The 23726-nt window shown below is 50.4% G+C and carries 22 protein-coding genes; 14 read left to right on the top strand and 8 right to left on the bottom strand.

Annotation, left to right across the window (positions count from 1 at the left end; genetic code table 11):
• Positions 1-18 precede the first annotated feature (18 nt).
• A complete protein-coding gene (locus VXK30_RS16795) occupies positions 19-1716 on the top strand; it encodes a phospho-sugar mutase (RefSeq protein ID WP_275714588.1) in 1698 nt (565 codons plus the stop codon).
• A gap of 637 nt (positions 1717-2353) precedes the next feature.
• Here VXK30_RS16795 and VXK30_RS16790 read toward each other — a convergent pair.
• From VXK30_RS16790 to VXK30_RS16775, 4 genes are all read right to left on the bottom strand, one after another.
• Entirely contained in the window at positions 2354-3526 is a 1173-nt protein-coding gene (locus tag VXK30_RS16790) for an NAD(P)-dependent malic enzyme (protein ID WP_275714586.1), read from the bottom strand.
• Positions 3527-3545: 19 nt separating this feature from the next.
• Positions 3546-4499 carry an L-lactate dehydrogenase gene (locus VXK30_RS16785; protein WP_275714584.1) on the bottom strand — a complete coding sequence of 318 codons (954 nt, stop codon included), beginning with the start codon at positions 4497-4499 and terminating at the stop codon, positions 3546-3548.
• A 182-nt stretch (positions 4500-4681) separates the two neighbouring features.
• Complete coding sequence (locus VXK30_RS16780; RefSeq protein WP_442867977.1) at positions 4682-4858, bottom strand: winged helix-turn-helix domain-containing protein; 177 nt, start codon at positions 4856-4858, stop codon at positions 4682-4684.
• Positions 4859-5246: 388 nt separating this feature from the next.
• Positions 5247-5615 carry a hypothetical protein gene (locus VXK30_RS16775; protein WP_442877868.1) on the bottom strand — a complete coding sequence of 123 codons (369 nt, stop codon included), beginning with the start codon at positions 5613-5615 and terminating at the stop codon, positions 5247-5249.
• Positions 5616-6007: 392 nt separating this feature from the next.
• On the opposite strand from VXK30_RS16775, the gene VXK30_RS16770 reads away from it, so the two are divergent.
• Positions 6008-6838 (top strand): Cof-type HAD-IIB family hydrolase, encoded by an 831-nt coding sequence (locus tag VXK30_RS16770; protein WP_275714580.1) that lies wholly within the window; start codon positions 6008-6010, stop codon positions 6836-6838.
• Positions 6839-6889: 51 nt separating this feature from the next.
• On the opposite strand, the gene VXK30_RS16765 is transcribed toward VXK30_RS16770, so the two are convergent.
• From VXK30_RS16765 to VXK30_RS16755, 3 genes are all read right to left on the bottom strand, one after another.
• Entirely contained in the window at positions 6890-7648 is a 759-nt protein-coding gene (locus VXK30_RS16765) for an SDR family NAD(P)-dependent oxidoreductase (RefSeq protein ID WP_275714578.1), read from the bottom strand.
• Between the two features lie 268 nt (positions 7649-7916).
• A complete protein-coding gene (mutY, locus tag VXK30_RS16760; RefSeq protein WP_275714576.1) occupies positions 7917-9017 on the bottom strand; it encodes an A/G-specific adenine glycosylase in 1101 nt (366 codons plus the stop codon).
• Positions 9018-9043: 26 nt separating this feature from the next.
• A complete protein-coding gene (locus tag VXK30_RS16755; RefSeq protein WP_275714574.1) occupies positions 9044-10975 on the bottom strand; it encodes a fructose-1,6-bisphosphatase in 1932 nt (643 codons plus the stop codon).
• Between the two features lie 254 nt (positions 10976-11229).
• On the opposite strand from VXK30_RS16755, the gene VXK30_RS16750 reads away from it, so the two are divergent.
• The 9 genes from VXK30_RS16750 (at position 11230) to VXK30_RS16710 (ending at position 19270) form a co-directional block, all read left to right on the top strand.
• Positions 11230-12624 carry a uracil-xanthine permease family protein gene (locus VXK30_RS16750; protein WP_275714572.1) on the top strand — a complete coding sequence of 465 codons (1395 nt, stop codon included), beginning with the start codon at positions 11230-11232 and terminating at the stop codon, positions 12622-12624.
• Positions 12625-13263: 639 nt separating this feature from the next.
• Positions 13264-14424, top strand: a complete 1161-nt coding sequence (locus VXK30_RS16745) for an FtsW/RodA/SpoVE family cell cycle protein (protein WP_275714570.1) — start codon at positions 13264-13266, stop codon at positions 14422-14424.
• Between the two features lie 491 nt (positions 14425-14915).
• Positions 14916-15521: a hypothetical protein gene (locus VXK30_RS16740; protein ID WP_275714568.1), complete on the top strand. Its 606-nt coding sequence runs from the start codon at positions 14916-14918 to the stop codon at positions 15519-15521.
• A gap of 117 nt (positions 15522-15638) precedes the next feature.
• Complete coding sequence (locus VXK30_RS16735; RefSeq protein ID WP_275714566.1) at positions 15639-16064, top strand: hypothetical protein; 426 nt, start codon at positions 15639-15641, stop codon at positions 16062-16064.
• A gap of 24 nt (positions 16065-16088) precedes the next feature.
• Positions 16089-16589 carry a hypothetical protein gene (locus VXK30_RS16730; RefSeq protein WP_275714564.1) on the top strand — a complete coding sequence of 167 codons (501 nt, stop codon included), beginning with the start codon at positions 16089-16091 and terminating at the stop codon, positions 16587-16589.
• A gap of 63 nt (positions 16590-16652) precedes the next feature.
• A complete protein-coding gene (locus tag VXK30_RS16725) occupies positions 16653-17105 on the top strand; it encodes a hypothetical protein (RefSeq protein WP_275714562.1) in 453 nt (150 codons plus the stop codon).
• A 412-nt stretch (positions 17106-17517) separates the two neighbouring features.
• On the top strand, positions 17518-18075 hold the full coding sequence (locus tag VXK30_RS16720; protein ID WP_275714560.1) for an RNA polymerase sigma factor: 558 nt from the start codon (positions 17518-17520) through the stop codon (positions 18073-18075).
• A complete protein-coding gene (locus VXK30_RS16715) occupies positions 18068-18802 on the top strand; it encodes a DUF4367 domain-containing protein (RefSeq protein WP_275714558.1) in 735 nt (244 codons plus the stop codon). Before VXK30_RS16720 ends, VXK30_RS16715 begins: the two co-directional genes overlap by 8 nt.
• A gap of 24 nt (positions 18803-18826) precedes the next feature.
• Entirely contained in the window at positions 18827-19270 is a 444-nt protein-coding gene (locus VXK30_RS16710; RefSeq protein WP_275714556.1) for a DUF3888 domain-containing protein, read from the top strand.
• Positions 19271-19601: 331 nt separating this feature from the next.
• Here the strand turns inward: VXK30_RS16710 and VXK30_RS16705 are convergent, their stop codons facing one another.
• A complete protein-coding gene (locus VXK30_RS16705) occupies positions 19602-19826 on the bottom strand; it encodes a PF20097 family protein (RefSeq protein WP_275714554.1) in 225 nt (74 codons plus the stop codon).
• A gap of 577 nt (positions 19827-20403) precedes the next feature.
• On the opposite strand from VXK30_RS16705, the gene VXK30_RS16700 reads away from it, so the two are divergent.
• The 3 genes from VXK30_RS16700 to VXK30_RS16690 all read left to right on the top strand — a co-directional run bounded on the left by VXK30_RS16700 (position 20404) and on the right by VXK30_RS16690 (position 23679).
• The gene (locus VXK30_RS16700; RefSeq protein WP_275714552.1) at positions 20404-20829 is read left to right on the top strand and encodes a hypothetical protein; all 426 of its coding nucleotides are present in this window, start codon (positions 20404-20406) and stop codon (positions 20827-20829) included.
• A gap of 156 nt (positions 20830-20985) precedes the next feature.
• Positions 20986-21201, top strand: coding sequence for a hypothetical protein (locus tag VXK30_RS16695; protein ID WP_275714551.1), 216 nt, complete (start codon positions 20986-20988; stop codon positions 21199-21201).
• Positions 21202-21618: 417 nt separating this feature from the next.
• Entirely contained in the window at positions 21619-23679 is a 2061-nt protein-coding gene (locus VXK30_RS16690) for a sensor domain-containing diguanylate cyclase (protein WP_275714550.1), read from the top strand.
• The last annotated feature ends 47 nt before the right edge of the window (positions 23680-23726 follow it).

The following is a 23726-nucleotide window of genomic DNA, read 5'->3' as shown; positions in this document are numbered from 1 at the left end:
TGGAAAGGAATGTTTTTCATGACGGAATATGAAAGATGGCTCAATACGAAGCTGGACGACCCTGATTTAACCGAAGAACTGAAAAAAATTCAGAATCAGCCCGAAGAGATCAACGACCGTTTCTACCGCAATCTGGAATTCGGCACAGGCGGCCTGCGCGGCGTGATCGGCGCGGGCACCAACCGGATGAATGTTTATACCGTCCGCAAGGCGACGCAGGGCCTTGCCAATTATCTGAACAAGCACGGAAAGTCGCCGTCCGTGGCGATCGCGTACGACAGCCGCATCAAATCGGACGTCTTCGCGCGCGAAAGCGCCGCGGTGCTGGCCGCGAACGGGATTCAGGCGCATATTTATCCCTGGCTTTCCCCGACCCCGACGCTTTCTTACGCGGTGCGTTATCTGCACTGCGACGCGGGCATCTGCATTACCGCCAGCCACAACCCCGCCAAATACAACGGGTACAAGGCCTACGGCAGCGACGGCTGCCAGATCGCCCTTGAAATGGCGGACGAGGTTTTAAGCGAGATCAACAGCCTCGATATTTTCGACGACGTGAAGCGCGTAAATTTCGACGATGCCGTAAAAGCCGGGACTGTCAGCTATATTCCGGACGAAGTGATCGATTCCTTCCTGGAAGAAGTGATGAAACAGCGGGTCTTTGCGGAAAAATGCGAGGGTCTGAAGGTGGTCTATACGCCGCTGAACGGGACGGGGCGCGTCTGCGTCACCCGGATTCTGGACAAAATCGGCGTGAAGGACGTTGCCGTCGTGCCGGAGCAGGAATTCCCGGACGGGACCTTTGCCACCTGCCCGTTCCCGAACCCGGAAATCAAAGAGGCGCTGCAGAAGGGGCTTGACCTTTGCGAGAAGGTACAGCCGGACCTGCTGCTTGCCACCGACCCGGACTGCGACCGCTGCGGGATCGCCGTCAACCAGCACGGTAAATTCATCCTGATGAGCGGCAATGAGGTGGGTGTGCTTCTGCTCGACTTTATCGCCCGCGGCCGCCTGCAGAACGGCACCATGCCGAAAAATCCCGTGGCGGTGACCACCATTGTCAGCACCGACATGACGGCGGCTGTCGCAAAGGACTACGGAATCGAGCTGCGGCACGTGCTGACCGGGTTCAAATACATCGGCGACCAGATTGCGCTGCTGGAGGAGAACGGGGAAGCCGACCGCTATATCTTCGGCTTTGAGGAGAGCTACGGCTATCTTTCCGGCGGGTATGTCCGCGACAAGGATGCTGTGGACGCCAGCATGCTGATCTGCCAGATGGCTTACGATTACAGGAAAAAGGGCATGACCCTTGTGGACGCGATGGACGCGCTTTATCAAAAATACGGCTACTACGAAAACAGCCAGGTCAGCTTCGGCTTTGAGGGCGAGGACGGGATGATCCAGATGGACCGCATCATGGAGAACCTGCGCGCAAACGCGCCGAAGGAGGCCGCCGGATGCAGGGTGAGCGGATGGAGCGACTACAAAACCTCAAAGCGGTGTGACGGCGGTACCATGAGCGATATTTTGCTGCCGAAATCCAACGTGCTGGAGTACCGGCTGGAAAACGGGAGCAAGCTGACGGTACGTCCCAGCGGGACGGAACCGAAAATCAAGATTTACATTTCGGCCAAGGGCGCGGATAAGGAAAAATCGACGGCGCTGGTGGAAAAGCTGAAGGAAACGGCGCCCGGTGCTTTGGGAATTGGCTGAAAAATAAATTTGAAATAAACGCGAAAAAGGGTTGACAAAATCAAAGTTTCGGGATATACTAAGTAATAGTTATACAGTACGAACAATCGTGGTTCGCGCGATATATTGGAATTAGCGCCATGCATCTTGCATACTGTCCATGTGGGCGGTAAGGTCTGTATATGTTGAGAGGTTAAGGATTTTTTCCTTAACCTCTTTTTTGGCGCAAAAACACGGTGTTAACTCCCTCTGCCGCGCCGGGAGGTGTTTCTGAGTGCTCCGAGACCGATTCAATATGCAACTATCTGAGAGCGCCGCCGTAGGCGAGTGCCGACCGCATGGTCTGCCCTCAGGCCGGGCAGGCCCCTACTTTCGGTTCTTGTACGAAAGTAGGCAAAGTACGCGCAGGGGGATTTTGAATTCCCGGCGGGAGGGTTCCATAAAATCCCCCTGCACCCCCGGGGTATCCCCAAAGTGTTTTTATGTGGCACATCATCTTCGCGGTTTTCATTGACGGGGGGTACGGAAAAGTTGGCAGCCTACTCTATGAGAGGGCTGACGCGAAGCGGCTGAGGGAGTAGCCGGACGAGCAAATCTTCGGCCGAACCTCAAAAAAGCCCTTTCTCTGAAAAGAGAAAGGGCTTTTGGCGAACAGATATCAGATTCTTGCCACGCCGGTTTTACGGGCGGCTTCCGCAACGGCCTTCGCAACAGCGGCGGCCACGCTGCGGTCGAGCGCGCTCGGGATGATATACTCCGCAGAAAGCTTGTCGTCGGTGACGAAGCCCGCGATCGCGTAAGCAGCGGCGATCTTCATTTCATCGTTGATATCGCTTGCGCGGACATCCAGCGCTCCGCGGAAAATGCCGGGGAAAGCCAGAACGTTGTTGATCTGGTTCGGGAAATCGCTGCGGCCGGTACCGACCACCGCGGCGCCCGCTGCGAGAGCCAGGTCGGGCATGATTTCCGGAGTCGGGTTCGCCATCGGGAACAGGATGGGGTCTTTGTTCATGCTCCTGACCATTTCCTGGGTCACGCAGCCCGGAGCGGAAACGCCGATGAACACATCCGCGCCCTTGAGCACGTCCGCAAGGCTGCCGCTGCGTTTGCTGCGGTTGGTGATCGCGGCCATTTCCTTCTTTTCGGCGTTGAGGCCCTCGCGGCCCTCGTAAATGGCGCCGCTGCGGTCGCACATGATGACGTCCTTCAGGCCGAGCGCGATCAGCAGCTTGATGATGGCGATTCCCGCCGCGCCCGCGCCGCTGGTGACGACCCGGATTTCGTCAAGCTTCTTTCCGGTAAGCTTCAGCGCGTTGAGCATGGCGGCAAGGGTAACAACTGCGGTGCCGTGCTGGTCGTCGTGGAAAATCGGAATATCGCAGCACTCTTTCAATTTTCTTTCGATTTCAAAACAGCGGGGAGCGGAGATATCCTCCAGATTGACGCCGCCGAAGCTGCCCGCGAGCAGACGGACGGTGTTGACGATGTCGTCCACTTCCTTGGAACGGACGCAGAGCGGAATCGCGTCCACGTCGCCGAAAGCCTTAAATAGGGCGCATTTGCCTTCCATAACCGGCATACCCGCTTCCGGGCCGATGTCGCCGAGTCCGAGCACCGCGGTGCCGTCGGTGACAACCGCCACAAGGTTGGAGCGGCGGGTCAGTTCGTAACTTTGGTTGACATCCTTTTGAATTTCAAGGCAGGGCTGGGCAACGCCGGGGGTGTAAGCGAGCGACAGATCGTCGCGCGTCTTCAGCGGCGCGCGGCAGACGACCTCGATCTTGCCCTTCCATTCACGGTGAAGCCTGAGCGATTCCTTTGCGTAATCCATTTATATACATCCTTTCAAATTAGATATCGAGAGAAGCGATGGTACTCTTCAGGACATTGGCGCTGGCGAGCAGTTTTTCCTGTTCCTCGGCGGTCAGTTCGGGCGTCTTCATGCTGCTGATTCCGTGGCAGTCGAGGACGAACGGAAGGCTGAGGCAGACGTCGTCAATGCCGTAGGCGCCGTGGATCATGCCGGAAAGAGTGGTGACCGTGTTCGTATCGCGGAGAATGCACTCGCAGATACGGCGCGCGGACAGCGCGATCGCGTAGTAGGTCGCGCCCTTCAGGCTGATGACCTGTGCGCCGGAGGTGTGGACCTCGGCTTCAATCGCCGCAAGGTCCAGCTCTTTGAAATCGGGGTTCCTGTCGCTCATACTGTTGAGATAGGTTTTCAGCGGGATGCCGCCGATGCTGGTGAGGGACCACGGAACCATGGAAGAATCGCCGTGCTCGCCGAACATATAGGCATGGATATTTTTCGGGCTGATTCCGAGCGTATGCGCAAGGCTTTCGCGCAGGCGGCTGGAATCCAGCAGCGTACCGGAGCCGAAAACGTGCGATTCCGGAAGGCCCGTTGTTTTCAGAATCGTGTAGGTGACGATGTCCACCGGGTTGCTGACAACGACATAAATTGCGTCCGGCGCGTAACGCACGGCCTGGGGCATGACGCTCTTGATGATGTTGACGTTGCCCTGCGCAAGGTCAATTCTGGACTGTCCGGGTTTGCGCGCGCCGCCCAGGGTCACGATGACGATGTCCGAATCCCGGATGTCCGGGTAATCGCCGGCGTAGATGTTTACCGGCGGACACAGCGCGGTTCCCTGGATAATGTCCATGGCCTCGCCCTTCGCTTTGTTCTGGTTGATGTCCACCAGAACGATTTCGGACGCCATTCCGTCCAGAGTGAGCGTATATGCGATTGTGGCGCCTACGTTTCCCGCGCCGAGGATGCTGATTTTATTACCTTTTTTCATGACAATCCCTCCAGATATAATATTAGAATTTACAAAATGGGGCGTTTATACGCACGGCTTCAAAGAGACTGGAAATCATTGCTAATTTCTCTTAGAGACGAAAATTCAGGCCGAGTGTTAAAAAAATAACGATAAAGTTTATAAAACCCCCTGGGAAAAAAGGAAAAAACCGTTTTTCGGTGCTACGGCTCGTCGCTCATGCGGTAGCCGACGCCGACTTCCGTCAATATGTACTTGAGCCCGGCGGGGTTCTGCTCGATTTTGCGGCGGATATTTGCCATATTTACGCGCAGGATCTGCCGGTCGCTTTGCGCGAAATGCCCCCACACCTGATTGATGATGAAAGCATAGGTCAGCACTCGCCTACGGCGATGCTTCCAGTCGGCTTACGTTAAACGAAGTCCGATTGCTCCGAAACTCCCTCCGGCGCGCCGGGCGCGACGCCTGACTGAAGGAGTTCGACTCTATTTTTCCGTTCCTCCGTCAATGAAAACCACAGTAGTATCGTGCCACACAAAGGTACTTTGGGGATACCCCGGGGGTGCAGGGGGATTTTATGAAGCACTCCCGCCGTTACTTAAAACGACGGAATTAGCGATCCATTCATCTTTTTGCTTGCAGTCGAGTCCGCCGTAGGCGCATCCCGGGCCGGCAGGTCCAAAATCCCCCTGCGCGTACTTTGCCTACTTTCGTACAAGAACCGAAAGTAGGGGCCCGCCCGGCCTGAGGGCAAAGCTGACGATTAACTCATACTTGCGGTGATGCTCTCAGAAAGTTATTTGTTGAATTGCAATGATACGTTTCCGAAGGAACTCCCTCCGTCGCGCCGGGCGCGGACCATGCGGTCGGCACGCTGGCCAGCAGAGCGACGATTTTGAACTCAATCTGCGTAAAATGGACGTCCGTTCCGTCCACGGCGACCATATGTTTGTCAAAGTCGATGGTCAGGCCGCCTTTCGTGAACAGGCCGCCGGGGAAATCTTCGCCGGTTTCCGCTTTCAGGGTACGGTAATCGTTTGTACTGATCACACCGGCGATTGCCGCAAGGCTTCCCCACAGATAGCCCGCGGTGAATCTTGAAACCAGCACAACCGCAGGAACATACACAACTGCCAAATGGTCGTAACTGCCGGATAACTTTACAATCAGAAAAGAAACGGAAGTGGCGGCACCCGGCACGAAGATGCTTTTTAAAGCGTCCTTCAAAAAGCTGGCGGAGGAAACCGCGGATGAACGGGCCGGACTCCCACTCTTATTTCTAATTATAAATCACTTCCCGATTTTAATAAATTTATTAAAAAATTACGGTATACGAGTACATTATAACATACACTCTAATGAAAATAAAAGATTAAATAGATAAAAAATTTTTAAATAAAAATTCTTTTTATTGGTGGATTGACACGAAAATCGGACTTTGTCAGGAATAAAACGGCGGGATGCTCACCCGGGGCGGCTAAGCATGTTATAATAGAACCAAACACAAAAATCTGAGGAGGAAATCAATTTTGGACATCAAACTGATTGCACTCGACATGGACGGAACCGTTCTGAAAACGGATAAAACCGTGTCGCCAAAAACCGTTCGGATCCTGAGGGCCGCCGCCGCGCGGGGAATTGAGCTTGTGCCGGCTACGGGCCGCATGCGTAAGATGATTCCGAAGGAAATGCTTGATGTCGGTTCCATTCGGTACGCCATTACGTCCAACGGCGCCTCCGCGGTGGATCTGGAAAAGGACAGGGTGATTTACGCGAACCAGATGACGGTTGAGGAAAGCGACTGGATCATTGATTTCCTGATGCCCTATCACGTGATGGTGGAAGCTTACGCGGAAGGGCATTCCTATATCGATCAAAAACACTACAGTTTACTTTCGACCTTCCGCGACTACCCCCCGATCCTGCGGGATATGATCCTGAAATATCAGACTTTTGTGGAAGACCTTCCCGGATTTTTGAAGAAAAACGGTTTCTGCCTTGAAAAGATCAATATTCCCTTTATGGAGGAGGACGTCCGCCGGGAGTTGGTGGAAAAGCTGACGCAAAAAAGGGAATACGCCATTACGGCTTCCTTCGGAAACAATCTGGAAATCAACGCCGCCGCCACCAGCAAGGGCGACGCGCTGAGCCACCTGTGCACCATGCTTGCGATTTCCCCGGAGCAGGTCATGGCTTTCGGCGACGAGCGCAACGACCTGCAGATGCTGAAATTCGCCGGCTGCGGCGTGGCGATGGGCAACGGCCACGAATCCGTCCGCCAAATCGCCGATTACGTAACGCTGACCAATGAAGAGGACGGCGTGGCAGACGCGATTGAAAAGCTGCTGGATATCCACTGAACAGAAAAAGCCCCCGGCGCTCCGTTTTGTACGAAGGCGCCGGGGTGCCGTTTATTTTTCGCCGGTTTTCCGCTTCTGCATATGGTAGGCGATCCGGAGCATCGGTTTTTCGGGAAGGAACCTGCCGAAGAAACGGGTGCATTTCATCAGCGCGCCGGGGACGATCACGAGCTTTCCCGCAAACATTTTCCGGATGGCGTATTCCGCGACATACCGGCTTTCCAGCCCGTTTACGCTGAATTTCACGTCGGCGACCGAATCGAATTCCGTGCGGACCGGCCCGGGGCAGAGCGCGCAGATATGCACGCGGCTGCCGCTGCGGCGCAGCTCCTCGTAAACGGCTTCCGTCAGGCGCAGGACATACGCCTTGGAGGCGTAATAGGAGGAAAGCAGCGGGCCCGGCTGAAAGGCGGCAGAAGAGGCGACGTTCATGATGTAGCCCGCGTTTTTCGCCTTGAAATCCTTGAGGAAAAGCTTGGTCAGGATATGCACGGCGCGGATGTTGGTGTCGATCATCCGCAGCTCCTTTTCCAGGTCGGTTTTGTCGAACGCGCCGAAAACGCCCAGCCCCGCGTTGTTGATCAGGATATCGATGTTTTCGCTCCGGACCTGCTCGTAAAGCGCCAGGCACTCCGCCTCCACGGAAAGGTCCGCGCAGATGATCCGCGCGGGGGTTTTCAGCGAGGAAGAGAGCTGTTCCAGCCGGTCCCTCCGGCGGGCGGCCAGAATCAGGCCGCAGCCCCTGTCGCTCAGAATTTTTGCCATATCCCGGCCCATGCCGGAGCTGGCCCCGGTGATCAAAGCTTTCATCTGATTCTCCTTTTTTAACACCAAATACGATTACGGCATTTCCAGTTGATTCTGTAACAGGGATCTCGCAATTCCGGGTAAAATTGCTGTAATTTGCAAAATACGAAGAAAAAGTCGAAATGTTCACAATTTATTCATTGTTAATTCAAAAAAATTGTGCTATACTACAACCGTTATCGGATATTTTTTACGCAGTACAACTTACGAATAGGAAGACCGTCAGACCGGAGCCATCCGGATTGACGGCCTTTTCCGTTTTCCGGGGTTTTCAGCTTCGGGAAAGAAACTGCCGCAGGCAGCCCTGGAAGGCGGTCGGCAGCGTATAGGTTTGGGCCAGTTCTTCGCGGTCCGCCCAGACGAGGCCGCCGTCCGGCGCGGCACCGTCCGGCGCGGCACTGTCCGGCGCGGCACCATCCGGTGCGGCGTTTTTCGCTGTAACGAGGTAATTTGCCATGTGCCACTCCCTGTGGGTGAAAATATGCTTCGACGCGGGAAGGCGCTCTATTTTTACGGGAGAAACGCCCAAAGCTTTCAACCAATCCGCCGCCTGCTGTGAAGAAAGTCTGCCGGGGGTGTTGGGAAATTCCCAAAGCCCCGCCAGAAGGCCCTTTTCCGGCCGCTTCCGCAGCGCGGCTTTCTTACCGCTGAGGATCAGAAAGACGGTTTTTTCCTCAACGGTCCGCTTCTTTTTTTCCGCCTTCACCGGCAGCTCCTGCTCAATGCCTTGCGCGTGCGCCGCGCAGAGGGCGGACAGGGGGCATTCCCCGCATTTCGGCGCGGCGTTGGGCACGCAGACGATCGCGCCCAGCTCCATCAGCGACTGGGTAAAAGCGCCGGCGCGCCCGGCGGGGTAAATTTCCCGCAGCCGTTCGGCAAAACCGCGCTTTACGGAAAGGTCGCCGACGGGTTCCCGGCTGGCGGTCACGCGCGACAGAACGCGCAGGACGTTGCCGTCCACCGCCGGGGCCGGTTTGCCGTAGGCAATGGACGCGACGGCGCCCGCGGTGTACTCCCCGATGCCGGGCAGGGGCAGAAGCTCCTCCGGCTGTTCGGGCAAAACGCCGCCGTACCGCTCCACAACGGCGCGCGCCGCCTTTTGCAGGTTGCGGGCGCGGCTGTAGTAGCCCAGGCCCTCCCACAGCTTCATCAGCTGCTCCTCCGGCGCGGCGGCAAGCGCGGCGACGGTGGGAAGCTCCGAAGTAAAGCGTTCAAAGTAGGGCTTTACCGCCTCCACCCGCGTCTGCTGGAGCATGATTTCCGAAACCCAGACCCGGTAGGGCGTGGGGTTGCCGCGCCACGGCAGAACGCGCGCGTTCGCGTCGTACCACGAGAGCAGCGGCTGTACGATTTTCTGCAGTTGATCATCCATGAGTCGTTTTCAATTTCCTTATCGGTTTATTTTTCCTTGATGGCGCCGCTGCGGTAAGCCTGCAGCAGCGCGGTCAGCTCTTCGATCTGGCGGCTGAGCTCGGCGCCGTTGTCGGTGTCCGCCACGGTGACGCGCTGCTTGATCGCCTCCACCACCATGACCTTCGGGGAAGTCTCGCACACGTTGCAGCCGGATTTCAGCGGCTTGTGCTCCGCCAGCGCCAGATAGCGGGAATTCGCAATGAAGGTGTAGCCCCCGATCCCGGTCTGGGACTGGTAGGATTTGGAGATGCCGCCGTCGATCATAAACAGAAGGCCCTCGCCCTTGACCGGCACTTCTCCCGCTTTCACGGGGACGTGGCCGTTGATGATGTGCGACGAGGACGGGTCAAGGCCGAATTCCCTTAACAGCATTTCGCAGGTGGAGCGGTGCTCGATATGCGTATAGTAGGGATTCATTTTCTCCCGGTGCGTTTCGGGGGCGTCGATAAAATAGCGCTCGAACGTGGCCATCTTCGCTTTCCCGAACAGGGGGGACCTCGCCCCGCTCCACAGGTACCACATCAGGTCGCGCGCGTTTTCGCGCTCCGGGGAACCGGGCGGCGCGAAATAGGCGGCGCGCACCATACCGTCGAGAAATTCCAGATATTCGCGTCCGGAATGGTCATGGCCGTAAAGACGGACGCAGTCAAGGCTGCCGTCCTCCCGGAGCGGGATGCACCCGTGGTACAGCAGGTTGGAATTGATGCGCAGGTACATGCTGCCGTGGGAATACAGGAAACGGATGTGCTTTTCCAGCCGTTCGCTGTGGCTGAACGAGGACGCGACGGTTTTCATCAGCTCGGTTTCCGCGTGGGTCAGCTCCAGCGGATGCTTGGGGTCCACCGTGGGGAAGAGCTTGTCGCGCAGGGGGTATTCTTTGCCGCCGAGCGTGACCGTCCCTTTCTCGAAGTTGATTTTATCCAGAAGAATCCGGTCGTCCATATGATATTCCGGATGCTTTTTAATGAGCTGGGATTCTACTTTGAACTGGATGACCGCCATGGCCTTGTGCATTTTCGCCGCCAGCGGGATATCCACCGGGTCGTACTGGTTTTCGTCCAGGATATGGGGGATGAAGGCCTCGCACGGGTCGTCGTGATAGGTCTGTTCCGCAAAGATGGACAGCGCGCGCAGGTTGATGCCGTAGCCGTCCTCCAGCAGGTCGAAATTGTTGTAGCTGATTCCCAGCCGCACCACGTTGGCAATGCACGCCCAGTTCCCGGCGGCGGCGCCCATCCAGGAGATATCGTGGTTGCCCCACTGGATGTCTACGTCGTGGCAGTTGATCAGCGCGTCCATAATCGCGTCGGCGCGCGGGCCGCGGTCGAAAATATCGCCGATGATATGTAATTTGTCGATCAAAAGCTGCTGGATCAGGTTGCACAGCGCGGTAATAAATTCCTCGCTCATGCGGGTCGACACAATGGAGCGGATGATTTCGCTGTGGTAATGCGGCTTGTTGCTGCCGCCGTCCGCGTGCAGGAGCTCGTCGATGATATAGGCGAAGCTTTCAGGCAGCTTTTTGCGGACCTTGGAACGGGTGTATTTGGAGGACGCTTCCTTACAGACCTCTACCAGACGGTAAATGGTGATGCGGCACCAGTCGTCAAACGCCGGTTCCCGCTGTTTTGCGGCGCAGTACTCCGTTTCCGGGTAATAAATCAGTCTGGCGAGCGCCGTGCGTTCCCCCTCGGACAGGGACTGCTCAAACAGCTCGTCGACCTTTTTCCGGACGACGCCGGACGCGCTTTTTAACTGGTACAGGAAAGCTTCGTGTTCTCCGTGAAGATCGCTGAAAAAATATTCGGTGCCTTTCGGCAGGCTTAGAATCGCTCTGAGGTTGATAATTTCGGATGCGGCGGCCTGTGCGTTCGGATAATCCTTGGCCAGAAGCTTTAGATAGCGCTCGTCAATCATGAAATCTGCCTCCTCATTCTTATTCGTTGGCCCATGGGCAGCGCATTGAATTGTGATTATAGCATATATCAGATGAATATTCTTGTTGATTTTGACGCTTACTTTTATAGGATAGTATAATTTCAACAAAAAATCAATCGCAACGGCGTAAAATAATAAAGAACAAAAATTAAATTTTATGTTGTATTGTGGATAATTATACGGTATAATAATCGGAAAGCCAAAAACCAATTGAATAAACGGAGGGATCGTCCTTGTCAACCAAACCCGCAGCGGGCTATTTGCCTGATGAAAAGCCACCCTTTCTGAAACTGCTGCTGTTCGCGTTTCAGCAGATCATCGTGATGTTTCCGGCAACGGTGCTGGTCGCGCTGCTCACCGGATTCCATGTTTCCACCACGATCTTTGCAAGCGGACTTGCAACCGTCGGATTTATCCTGATTACAGGAAGAAAAATCCCGCTTTTCTACGGATCGAGTTTTTCGTACATCACGGCGATCTGCTCCATCACGGGCGCACAGGCGTTTGCCGGCCCGGTGGCCGACAACAAAATCGCCGCCGCGCAGTTCGGCATCGTCCTTTCCGGACTGGTTTCCATTGCGGCCGGGATTATCATCAAGCAGTTCGGGCAGGAGGCGATCGAAAAAGTCCTTCCTCCCACCATTACGGGCAGCATTGCCATGGTGATCGGTCTTTCCCTCGCGGGCACGGCCCTGAGCAACCCCACGAACCTGCCGAACGGCGTGACCGACGCGGCAAAGGCGCTTGCGCTGAATCTGTCGTGGGCCATCTGCCTTGTGACCCTGCTCGTGACCGTCCTGTTCTCCGTTTACCTGAAAGGCACCTGGGGCCAGATCCCGATTCTGCTCGGCCTTCTGACCGGATATGTTCTGGCGCTGGTTCTTGGCGGCATCTATGGAATCGCCTTCTGCGACTTCAATAAAATTCCGGAAACAAGCTCCCTGTTTTCCATTCCGGCCATCGGCTTCGCGCTCCCGCACTTCACTTTGCCGGTGGCAAGCTGGGCGGCGGTCGGGGCGATTATGCCGATCGCGATTGCCACTATTCCGGAATCTACGGCCCATCTTTATCAGCTCGATATCTATGTAAACAATCTTGCGAGAAAAAAGGGCTCTGACAAGCGGTACAATATTTCGGACAAGCTGGGGCTGAACCTGATCGGCGACGGCCTTGGCGATATGATTTCCGGCGTGGTCGGCGGGCCGGCCGGCACCAATTACGGCGAAAACCTGAGCACCATGGCGATTACCAAGAACTTTTCCACGCCGATGCTGATTGCGGCGGCCATCATCACCATGGTTATTTCCTGCTTTACCCCGCTGACCGCGGCGGTCTACTCGATTCCCAACGCGGTGATCGGCGGCATTTCCATTTACCTGTTCGGGGTCATCGCGTCGCAGGGCGTAACCATTATGATCAGCAAAAAGGTCGACATGTTCGACTCGCGCAACCTCGCGATCATCGCCACCGTCCTGACCATCGGCATCGGCGGCAGCTTCGCGTTTTCCGACGGCATGATCCCCATGTTCGGCGCGAAATTCCCGGCAATTGCCACCGCGGCGATTTTCGGAATCCTGCTGAACCTGGTTCTGAATATCGGAAGGGAAAAACCGGCGTTGGAGGAATAATCCCCTCGATAGACAGAAATAAAAGAATACCGCACAGCGGCCATGAGTACACCCTGTACTCATGGCCGCTTTTTCAGTCGCGGTTCTGTTTTAAGGGAAATCAGTTTTCTGCCTCGCTGCCAGCTCGAAAGAAGTAATCTAAAAACATAAAAAATTTTTGGAAAAAAGTGTAACAAAACAGGGGGGTCCGTCGTTAATGCTATAGAAGGAAAAATAAAAGCCGTTAAATGCATGGCGCGCGACACGCATTTAGAATAAATTAACTGAGAAGAGATGATTCCGATGGGTAAGGTTTGGGGTGAAAATTCCCCCACTCATTTCCGCCACATACAGACAATGATAAAAATAAAGGAGAATGGCAAACAACTATTCCAAGTTCAAGTGGAAAAGTCACTGGCGGAGTGCGTTTTTATAACTTAAATACGAGTGATAAATATTTCTTCCGCATTTCTAAGCCATATCCAGACTATCCATTTCATTTAGATTTTAAAGTTTACAGATAGAGGAAAAAGCACAAATAAAAGCCAGTAATTGTTCTGTCTTCTGACTGGGGTTACTGAATTTGGTAATCCCAGTCTTTTCTAAATATTCATTTTATTGTGGTTAGTTTACTTTAAGACTCAATCGGAGGAGTAAAATTTGGGGATATGGAAGAACGTCTATCGTTACTTTTTATCGACAGATAAATTATATTGGCTTTTAATGTTGCTTATCTCGGCATATGGACTTTTAATATTGAAAACAATACCGACACCGCCAGATAATTCCCGTAGCTATTTTACAACTCAATTCATTGCAATGGTGATTGGATATTCCGGAGCCATATTCATCACATTCTTAGACTATAAGGAAATAAGTGCTTATTGGTATGTGGTGGCGGGCTTTTGCGTTTTCTTACTTATCTTTACTTTAAAATTCGGGAAACCGGTTACAGGGGCTGACGGGGTTAATGCGAAGGCATGGATAAGCGTACCGGTTATAGGCACCTTTCAGCCCAGCGAATTGACGAAAATTGGCTTTTTGATCTCTTTTTCAAAGCATTTAAACGAATTAAAGATACGCGGAAAGCTTTCGTCTTTTTTACACGTAATTCTCTTGGCGCTGCATGCCCTTATTCCGATTGCCCTCGTCCATTTACAGGGGGATGATGGAGCGGCTATCATATTTTTCTGTATGTTTCTGTTCATGGCGTTTGGAGCAGGGATTCCATTGAGATATTTCTTTGGGCTGGCATTATCATTATTCATTCTGGTACCGGTAGCCTGGAAATACATTATGTCGGATTATCAAAAAAGCCGTATATTAATTACCTACAATTTAGATTCGGATCCTCTTCATTACGGCTATCAGCAAATTCAGGCGAGGACATCCATTGGCAGCGGTGGACTTTGGGGACGTGGTCTGTTCCAAAGTCCGCGGGTAAACAATTGCTTAGTATCCGTACAGCAGAGTGATTTTATATTTTCTGCAATTGGAGAACAATTAGGCTTAATAGGTTGTTCAGGCGCGGTGCTTTTGCTTTTTTTATTTCTGTTACATACGCTGCGCATTGCGAAAAACACCAAAGATTTATTGGGCAGTTCAATCTGTATAGGATTTTTTGGGATGATTACTTCACAAATGCTTTTTAACTTAGGGATGTGTTTGGATTTGCTTCCTGTAATGGGAATTACTTTACCGTTCTTCAGCGCAGGGGGGTCTTCTGCTGCCTGTTTATATTTTGGATTTGGATTGGTGCTCAGTGTTTACATGCATCACGATAGGTTTGATTATGGAGGCTTGGCCCTGAATACCAAATAATTTCAACAAATGATCACACCGATTCTGATAACAAAAATTATAATAGGTCATATAGCCAAAAGGAGTGTCAGAAGCATAATGTTAGATAAATATCTAAATATTATTTTTATGATTATTTGGGTTATCGTATTGGTCTTAACGAATATTATCGGCAGTTACTTTGAGAAAAAAGGAAATCATAAAATGGCCTTTATTACGAAAATTATCTACTGGATACTTTCTACTGTATATATTTTATCATTAATAATAATATACAACCGGAAATAACAATAAAAGAGCCAAAGGAAGGCCTTTAAAAGTGGGAATAAAACAGTCAGATCACACAACGGCACCATGAGTACAAAGTGTACTTACGGCCGCTTTTTGTTTGTCCTCCTGTGGAATTGTTTATAAAAAATTTTGGGAAAAAGTGTAACAAAACAAGGGGGTCAGTCGTTAATGTTGTAGAGAGAAAAAGAAAGGTTCCGTCATCCCGTAAAAGGAAGTGTTGTATGAAGAAAACACGAAAGCGATCAACGGTAATAGAAATCCTTGGAATCGTTGTCCTGGCCTTAGTCGTTTGCTTCCTTATAAAAAGTTCGCAGGGAAGAGTAACTACCTCCAGTTCCATACAAGTATATCCGGAGAATTCAAGAGCATCTGTTAGCTCACAGATGCATGAGATAGAACCTGTGGTCATTAAAAATGTTGCGGAAATCAACGGCAGGAAAAACAGGCTGCTCTGTACCTTCCAGGACCGGGAAAAAGCAATGCTGTCTGTGAAGAAGCGGGACAATGAATTATTGCGGTTGATGATGAAAAAATGGAAGCTGGACGAATTGAATTCATCCAACTGGAAGGTCTATAAACATAATTTGATTCCATACACCGCCAGTCGCTTACCTGACGATTTGGGAGGAGATCAATATGAAAACCAGCGTCAGGAAATAGAGGGGTTCTTGGCCATCTATGAAGACGACGAAATCAACCAGGAAACGATAAAATATATTGGCCTAACTAATTTTCTGTTAGAAACGAGGCTCGTTCCACAGGTATCTTTAGATCCTATCATTGCCAATTTTCCTTTTGATGCACCGATCGTGGAAGAAGCGCACTGATTTTTCTGAATTAATGAAGTCTCATTTCTCTCAATGAAACACTTCAAGTTTCGCGGATTTCGAGGGGGAATTTGAAAAAAGTGTGCATCGAAATAAACGAAAGAAGAGGGTGGTCCAGTGGATTTTCTTGAAAGATTCCGTAATAAGCTGGTGCACTTTTTAGTTCCACTCGTTGAGCGGTTTTATCTGTTCATAGCGTTTGTATTGATGATATTGATTTTGATTGTCTGGTCTTATCCCCAACCCTACTGGCAGACCAGAGCGGGTTTAATTTGGCTCATCGTTGTAACTGTTGAAATTAGCCAGGCAGGCATAACGGAAAACAACTATCTTCCCATACAGCCCGGGAGCGGCCCTTTTTATCATATTTACCGGTTTATCGATCGGGTTTTCTTCCTCTTTTTTCTCATCTGGCTGCTTTTCCTGCTGATTCCGGAGCCGCCGCTGTGGATTACGCGCGCTTTTTCCGGTGTGTTCATCGTGGCCCTGATCCTCCGCGCTGTCGGTGACTGGAAATACCGCCCGAAAAGGCCGGAGGAATAAACGGAAGGGAGGAATGGGTAAATCATGAAATTTACGAAACATTTTACCAGGCGGGAAACAGTACCGGGGGGCGTGATACTTTGCTGCCTTGTGCTCATGGCTGCCGTTTTCTTTTTCCCCGGCGGACGTCCGGAACCGGAAAACGCGCAGTACAGCGGAAAGAACGGCAGTGTTTGCGTACAGTTCACCCGTTACCGGGACTATGACACCTTTTTGGAGAAGAAATCTCCCTATATCTGGATTTATGATTCAAGAGAGGAGCTGAAGGATGTAAAAGGGTTTATTGTGGGAGAGGTATCCCTTGACGGCCATTGGGAAAATGTGTCGCGCTGCGATATTCAGCTTGTCAGGGGAAACGGGGAGTCTGCCAACACGATTTCGTTTGTTGATATACCTGATCGAAAAGTAAATCCGAATTTTCCTTTTACAATATACGACTATTACGATCCCGGGAGGAATCTTTACAAAACCGCAATTGTCCGGTTGGAAGAGAAAGATATTGAGATTCCTGTAAATCTTGAGTAAAAGAAAAGTACCGTGCGCCCGTCTACGCGGATATCACAAAATCAGTCAGGGGGAATGTGGGAATTGAAACGTATAGAAAAGATAATCGATCATCCGGCGCTTCCGTTCATAGCTTCTGCAGCCGGCGTTTTCGCAATTTTGGCACCATTTGACTGGTATGCTTTTAAGGTGGCCGCTATAGCTGTATATTTTATGATTCTGTCCCGGGACAGTATTGAAAAGCTGGTGCTCAGGATTGCAGGGAAAAGCGACGGAGAAACGGAAAGCAGCTTTCAGCTGATATGCCGGGCGTTCTGGGGAGTTCCTCTTATCCTGGCCTTTCTTTCCAGACGGTATTATTTCTTCTTCGCAATCGCGTCGTTTGTCGTCCTTTTGATTCCGGATATTATTAAAATTGTTCGGGAAAGCAAAGCACAAAATAAATTAATGATTCAAAAAGAACAGGTGATCAATCTGCTGGTCATCGCCGCCGGTATCGCTTTCCTGACTATGCTTGTTTTTTTTGAACGAAAATAAGCGGCTATGAATGGTTTCGGAGGAATGTAGAAGTTGAAAAATGCAAAGGGGTACATCCTTGCGGGTATTGGGTATATCATTTTTATCATTACGGTGTATTTGCCAAATGACAGGTATATTTTGAAGATCATAGGCCTGATCATCCTGAATATGACCATATGGAGAGATAATATCGGGAGATTCCTGTCTAAGCATATCCCAAAAGATCATAAGCCGGAGAAATAACATTCCGCGTATTCCTCCGGAAAGATATTCTTCTCTTAATAAAGGCCACGGATACCGCAGGGTGTCCGTGGTTTTGCTCTTATAATTTCCATTTTCTGGGTGAATTTCCTTTTTTATTTGTAAAATTGCGACTGAATTGTTATAATAACAATAACTTAATTCTTGTGAATAAGAAAGGGAATGAAAAGTGCTGATTATTATACAGGAAATTCAAAACGAGGCGGACCGAAGCTTCGTAGAGGAGCTTTACCAGAAGCACGGCAGCACCATGCTGTACATAGCGCAGGGCATTTTAAAGGATCAGGCCCGCGCGGAAGACGCGGTTTCACAGGCTTTTCTTAAAATTATTGACAATTTGCAAAAATTTCACTTTGAAAACTGTAACAAAACCAGGGGGTTAGTCGTTATCATAGTGAGACATATTTCTTACGACATGCTGAAAAGCGAAAAGCGCAGGCACAGTGTTCCGCTGGAGGAGCTGGAAACAGAAGTCCCCGCAGCGGAGGACGACGCCCCGCTGGAATCGATCGTTTCCGCGGAAAGCTATCATTTTGTTATGGACTGCCTTTCCTGCCTGAACGAACATTACAGGGATGTGTTAAGACTGAAGCTGATTTATGAGTATGAGGATGAAGAAATCGCAAAAATGCTGGCAATTTCTCAGGAAAATGTCCGCGTTCGGTTTCAGCGTGCCAGAAAGGCGCTTATGCAAGAGATGAGCAGGAGGGAGAAAGGCAATGAATGAATCGGAACTGAACGTCCGGCTGTTCGACACGCTTCTGAAAGCGGCGGCAGCGGAGGATTTCCAGCGTGAACTGGACGCTCTTCCGTCCGGGCAGGAGCTGAGCGGGGAGTACGCGCTCCCGGAACGGCTTACAAAAAGGATACGGGACCTTATCAGGGAAAGCGACCGCCGGAGCAGGCAGAAGAAGTTTTTGCGGCTTGCGAAACGGGCGGCGGTCATTGCCTCCATCGTCATCCCGGTTTCCCTGGGAAGCCTGCTGAGCGTGGAAGCGAGCAGGAACGCCATTTTCAATTCCGTACTGGAGTGGAAAGCGGAGCATGTGGATATCTATTTTGAGGAAACGACAAGCGGCGCTCCCGCCGAAGAATCCCCCGCCGGGGAACAGCCGGAAGTTTGGGAGCCGCAGTATCTTCCGGAAGGATTCTTTATGGCGGAGGAAAAGAATGTCGGTCCCGTCCACATAACCACTTATGAAGACGGGAAGGGCGCTTCCGTGACCTTTACGCAGACGCCTTTGGACAAGGCGGGGAAAATGTCGATCGACTCCGAGCATACCACTTACCATGAAATTACCATAAAAGGGGAAAAAGCGGTCCTCTTCGAGGCAAAAGGGGCTCAGGACAGGTCCTATGTCCTTTGGCAGAGCAAAAAGACCAGCCTCGTGCTCAGCTCCACGATTTCAAAGGACGAACTGATCCGGATCGCCGAAAGTGCGGAGCAGCAATAATATATTATAATATGGGGCGATAAAATGAAAAAGCTATTAAGTACTGCACTGGTGCTGGTAATTGTTGCAGCCGGTGTTACTGTGTATGCTTTAGGATACACAGGTAAAAGTCCTGTGAGCTCGGACGATTCAGAAAGATTAGATAAAATTGTAATAACACTTTTAATTCCTAAAATTCAAAAATCTGTTGATGATTTTTACGAGCCGTATATATCTATTGAGCCGACAGTCGCCGCCTATTTGGGAGACTCTAAAATTACAAGTATTGTCGGAGATGCAGGCAGTTCAATTTATACCGTAACAGTCGAATTAGAACCTTATGTTGGTCCCCATATTTCTGTCGGACGAGATAAAATGACATTTGAGATATCAGCAGACGGGACTGTCAACATGAAAAAATATGAGCATTTGAAAAGTTATGATTTACCTCAAAATCTTCAATCATTAATCAAAAAACCGTTGCCATGAGTTGGAAGGAGAGGGCCGGAACTCTCTCCTTTACTTTCCACGGAAATCGAATGGAAAAATTGTTGTTTCATGACGCCTGACCAGAAAGAGAATCCGCATCTTCCTTTTACGATATACGACTATTACGATTCCGGGAGAAGTCTTTACAAAACCGCAATTGTCCAATTGGAAGAAAAGAAGATCGAGATTCCTGTAAATCTTGAATAAGCGAAGGGGGCCTTCCCGCTGGGTATTAGGAGGGCTAATTCGTATTGAAATCGTATTTAAGAAAAGGGCTGGTTCCGGTGGACATTCTTGAGAAATTCCGCAATGAGCTGGTGCGCTTTTTATTTTATTTATGGATGATAAATACATTACATTTATCGCAATGATAGGCATATACTTTATTAAATTTTAAGATACTTGTTTTATTAAGGGGTATTCCAGTATTTTTAGATAACATTGTTGGCCTTTGTTTTTCCCCTTCTGGGATCCATTCAAGTTGATAACGAACTCCGCCCAAATAGCCTAACTTCATATTATTTCCACAATATGGGCAAATATTATTGTTAATCATTATGTCCCTCCTCATATATTTAACCAGAGTAATTGGTGTTATTATACATTAAAAATAAAATATGTAAATAGGGAAAACTGGATTTAAAGGCTGTTGCAAAACAGCCCGAAAAAAAGTCGGAGGAGCTGCGAGGCAGATAGATATTAATTGTTATTAAAGGTGATTTCATGAAAGAAAAATTAAAATTAATTAACTGGAAAAAATTCTTTCTGAATTGGTTTGTCTTTTTCCTCGTACTTGTTTTTGCATCAGACCCTGCCCTTTTTTCTACCGCTTTTTTTATAAGGGAGATGATTGGAAGTTGTATTATTTCTTTGATAATCGTTCTCTTTCATTATAAGTCTATTGAAAAGGATCATTTATGAACTGACCTATATCAATAAAAAGTGATAATCTCTTTAAAGCCAATTGGATACACTCAGCTCCACGATTTCAAAGGACGAACGGATCCGGATCGCCGAAAGTGCGGAGCAGCAAAAATAAATTTAAAAAAGTTTGGGAAAAAGTGTAACAAAACAGGGGGGTCCGTCGTTAATGTAGTAGAAGGAAAAATAAATGGAAAAGGAAGGTAATCTTTATGAAAACAAAACTGATGGCCCTTGTCACTGCCCTTGTTCTGCTGATTACGGTGAATGTCCCCGCGTTTGCTACGGTAAAACCCGCTTCCTCTGATTCCGATATGCATATTATGTACACCAATACCGACAGCGCGGCGGCCTACCTCGACTTTTCCGGCACGCGGGCGGACTGTTCCGCAATCGTGGAGGGGAAAAGCGGCACGACTAAAATCACCGCGACCGTTTACCTGAAACGGGTGGTCGGGTCGACCAAAACAACCGTCAAAGCCTGGACGGGGCTAAGTACCAGCGGCGAGTCGTTCTATTTCGACAATTCCTATTATGTTTCCAGCGGATATACCTATGAAGTCGAAATAAAAGCGAAAGTTTACCGCAACGGCACAGTCGAAAGCATCAGCGTTTCCTGCCAGGATTACTGCGGATAAGCTTTTTCAATGATCGGATGACTTAGGCGAAGGAGCTGCCGGCAGGTGCCGATACCTTCATCTGCCGGCGGATTCAGAATCGGATGTTTCAAAAAAAGGATTCAGCAGTTCCGGTTGCTTATTGGCCCAGCCGGGTTTCTTAGACGAGGAGAAAACATGAAAAAGTATGGTTTGCAGTTCTTTTTGGGGTTAATAATTATTTTTTTCAGTACCCCTCTGGGTTATTTTTCGGTAAATATACTGGGCAGCCTGAAAGGGAATCTGTCAGGGGAATATGTTTCTTTGTTAAATGGGTTTATTGCTTCCTATCTTATTATCGGCATTTTGATATTTGCGGTAGGATTCATTAACAAAATAAAAGCAAACAAGTGAATTTGAGTCTCCTGAAAGGGCTTGTCAATCTGTAACATCCATCCCTACGGGAAGACATTCATAAGAAATGCCGCAATGATAACGCTTTCAACACCACACTTTCAATAGACCTCCCCATCAGGCGCCGTTTTTTGGGGGAAACGGCGCCTTTCGTTATGCCCTTTTCCGCCCGGGCCGGAAGAGAAAGCCCGCTCAACAAAAAACCCGGTCCGTTTCGGTAAACAGCGGATTCTGTCTGTTTTTGTTGCTTTTTTAGTTGGTCACAAAAAATCTGTTAAATTTAAATAAAAATAATTTCAAAAGATTTATATGATTATTTGCATGTACCAAATTATTCTATTGAATTAAAAGGATTTTCTGTTATAATAAATTTACAGAATTTTACATTTGAAATCCACAATGAAAGAAGGCAGCCGGGTGAGAATCAGGAAGTATCTTACTGTTTTGCTGGCTGTCTTTTCCATATTGCCGATGGTTCTGGTGATGGTGTTCAGCGTTCTCTTCTTTCAGAGCAACACTTCGCAGCTTTTACAGGCAAACGTGAAATCCACCGCCATGCAGACGGCCAACAATCTGGACCAGTTTTTCAGCCAGCGGAAAATGGCGCTGGAAGTGGCTTCCGACCTGCCGGGGGTGAAGGAGCTTCTGATTTCGTCCAACGCGGGGGCGCCGGACAGGGATCTGGAGCAGTACCGGGCGATTACGGTGAACACCCTCAAGACGATGACCGACAAACAGACCATCAACGGGCAGGGGGACTCCAAGGGGAATTTCGTCAGGCGTTCCAGCCTGATTAACCGGAAAGGCGTCATTATCGCGTCCGACGACAGCCGGCTGATCGGAAAGCCGTCCTTTCTCAAGGTGGACATGCGGACCGTTCCGGCGTACGGGCTGTATATTTCCGACAGGATGCACGAACCGGATTTTATTGACGGCCAGAACTATTTCGTGATTGCCGTGCCGATTTATAAGGACGGCGTCTACGAAGGCTCCATCCAGTCCTCCATCGACATGATTTATCTGGACCTCATCACCCGCCAGACCTTTATGGAAACGGGCCGGACCGTCATTCTGGACTCCGTGGGCAGCGTTGTCAGCGGAAACATACTGGGCGTCGGCCAGCGGATGGACAGCGCGGACCAGATCAAGCTGGAAGGGGATCTCAGCGGAAAAAAGCTTGAAAATATCGACCTGGACCAGAACCCCAACGGCGTCATCCGCTTTTGGGCGGGCGGAATGGAAAAATTCGGCTACTATTCCCGTGTCGCCGGGAAAAGCTGGATTATTTTGAGCGCGGTCGAGACGGATGAGCTGGCGAGTCCGTTTCAGAGCATGTTAAAGGTTTATTTTGCGGCGCTTTTGGTGCTGGCGGCAGCGCTGATCAGCTGCGCCTACATAGCCGCCAACCGTTTTCTCAACCCGCTCAGGGATATGTCCGCGGAATTTGTCAGGGTGGAAAAAGGGGATTACCAGACCCGCCTGCCCGCCTGTTACAAAGGGGAGTTTGCCGAAATGGCATCCGCTTTTAACCATCTGATCGAAAAAATAAAGGAGGACACCGACGTGCTCAAGGTCAGCGAGGCGCGGTATGCGCTGATTATGGAAGAAACCAATCAGGTCGTTTTTGAATGGGACATCCGTCAGAACCACATTTATCATACCGTCTACTGGACAAATAAATTTGGTTTTTCCACCGCGGCACAGGTGCCCGGTTCCGATATCCCGAATTTTGAACAGGTCCACCCCGCCGACCAGGAGATCATGTCGCAGCTTTTCCGAAAGATCAGGGCCGGGGGCCAGCCCGGTCCGACCGACGTGCGGATGAAAAACGTCGACGGCAAATACATCTGGTGCACGGTAAACATCAAAATCCTGTATGACGAAAATAAGGAGCCTTACCGCGCGATCGGCTTGATCGTGGACACCGATCACCAGAAGAAAATGATCCAGAAGCTGGAAAGCAGGTCCAGGATGGATTTGCTGACGCAGCTTTACAACAAGGTCACCACCGAGTCCATGATTGAGGAGTGCCTGAAAAAATCGGAGAAAAATACCCTTCACGGCCTGATCATCGTGGATATTGACAATTTTAAGGATATCAACGACACGCTCGGGCATATTTTCGGCGATGCGGTCCTGAAAAAGGTTTCCACAGACATCAAGCGGCTGTTCCGCGCGTCGGATATTGTGGGCCGCACCGGGGGCGACGAGTTTATTATTTTTATCAGGGACATTGATTCGGCGGACCTGCTCCGGGATAAGATGAACGATATCTGTGAAATTTTCCACTGCGCCTATACGGGCGAGGACGAGATGTATAAAATTTCGGCAAGCGTGGGCGGAGCGTTCTACCCGTACGGCGGCACATGCTTTGAGGAGCTTTACCGCCACGCGGACGAGGCGCTATACTGTTCCAAGAAAAGCGGAAAAGACAAGTGCAGCCTGTACGAAGCAGGCGGCCTTCAGGCCGCGCTGTAGGCGGCGCACAAACAGAAGATACCGCCATGCTTTCCGGCAGGGCGGTA

The sequence above is a fragment of the Caproiciproducens sp. CPB-2 genome (assembly GCF_036287215.1).
Lineage (GTDB): Bacteria > Bacillota > Clostridia > Oscillospirales > Acutalibacteraceae > Caproiciproducens.
Note: the sequence above shows the minus strand (reverse complement) of the source record. Positions and strands in the feature narration are given on the sequence as shown.

Coding starts and splice junctions, on each gene's coding strand:
- VXK30_RS16705 (WP_275714554.1), bottom strand. CDS start 19,826: ATGATTAACAATAATATTTGCCCATATTGTGGAAATAATATGAAGTTA.
- VXK30_RS16695 (WP_275714551.1), top strand. CDS start 20,986: ATGAAAAAGTATGGTTTGCAGTTCTTTTTGGGGTTAATAATTATTTTT.
- VXK30_RS16700 (WP_275714552.1), top strand. CDS start 20,404: ATGAAAACAAAACTGATGGCCCTTGTCACTGCCCTTGTTCTGCTGATT.
- VXK30_RS16790 (WP_275714586.1), bottom strand. CDS start 3,526: ATGGATTACGCAAAGGAATCGCTCAGGCTTCACCGTGAATGGAAGGGC.
- VXK30_RS16765 (WP_275714578.1), bottom strand. CDS start 7,648: ATGAAAGCTTTGATCACCGGGGCCAGCTCCGGCATGGGCCGGGATATG.
- VXK30_RS16795 (WP_275714588.1), top strand. CDS start 19: ATGACGGAATATGAAAGATGGCTCAATACGAAGCTGGACGACCCTGAT.
- VXK30_RS16730 (WP_275714564.1), top strand. CDS start 16,089: ATGAAATTTACGAAACATTTTACCAGGCGGGAAACAGTACCGGGGGGC.
- VXK30_RS16755 (WP_275714574.1), bottom strand. CDS start 10,975: ATGATTGACGAGCGCTATCTAAAGCTTCTGGCCAAGGATTATCCGAAC.
- mutY (WP_275714576.1), bottom strand. CDS start 9,017: ATGGATGATCAACTGCAGAAAATCGTACAGCCGCTGCTCTCGTGGTAC.
- VXK30_RS16715 (WP_275714558.1), top strand. CDS start 18,068: ATGAATGAATCGGAACTGAACGTCCGGCTGTTCGACACGCTTCTGAAA.
- VXK30_RS16710 (WP_275714556.1), top strand. CDS start 18,827: ATGAAAAAGCTATTAAGTACTGCACTGGTGCTGGTAATTGTTGCAGCC.
- VXK30_RS16785 (WP_275714584.1), bottom strand. CDS start 4,499: ATGAAAAAAGGTAATAAAATCAGCATCCTCGGCGCGGGAAACGTAGGC.
- VXK30_RS16740 (WP_275714568.1), top strand. CDS start 14,916: ATGAAGAAAACACGAAAGCGATCAACGGTAATAGAAATCCTTGGAATC.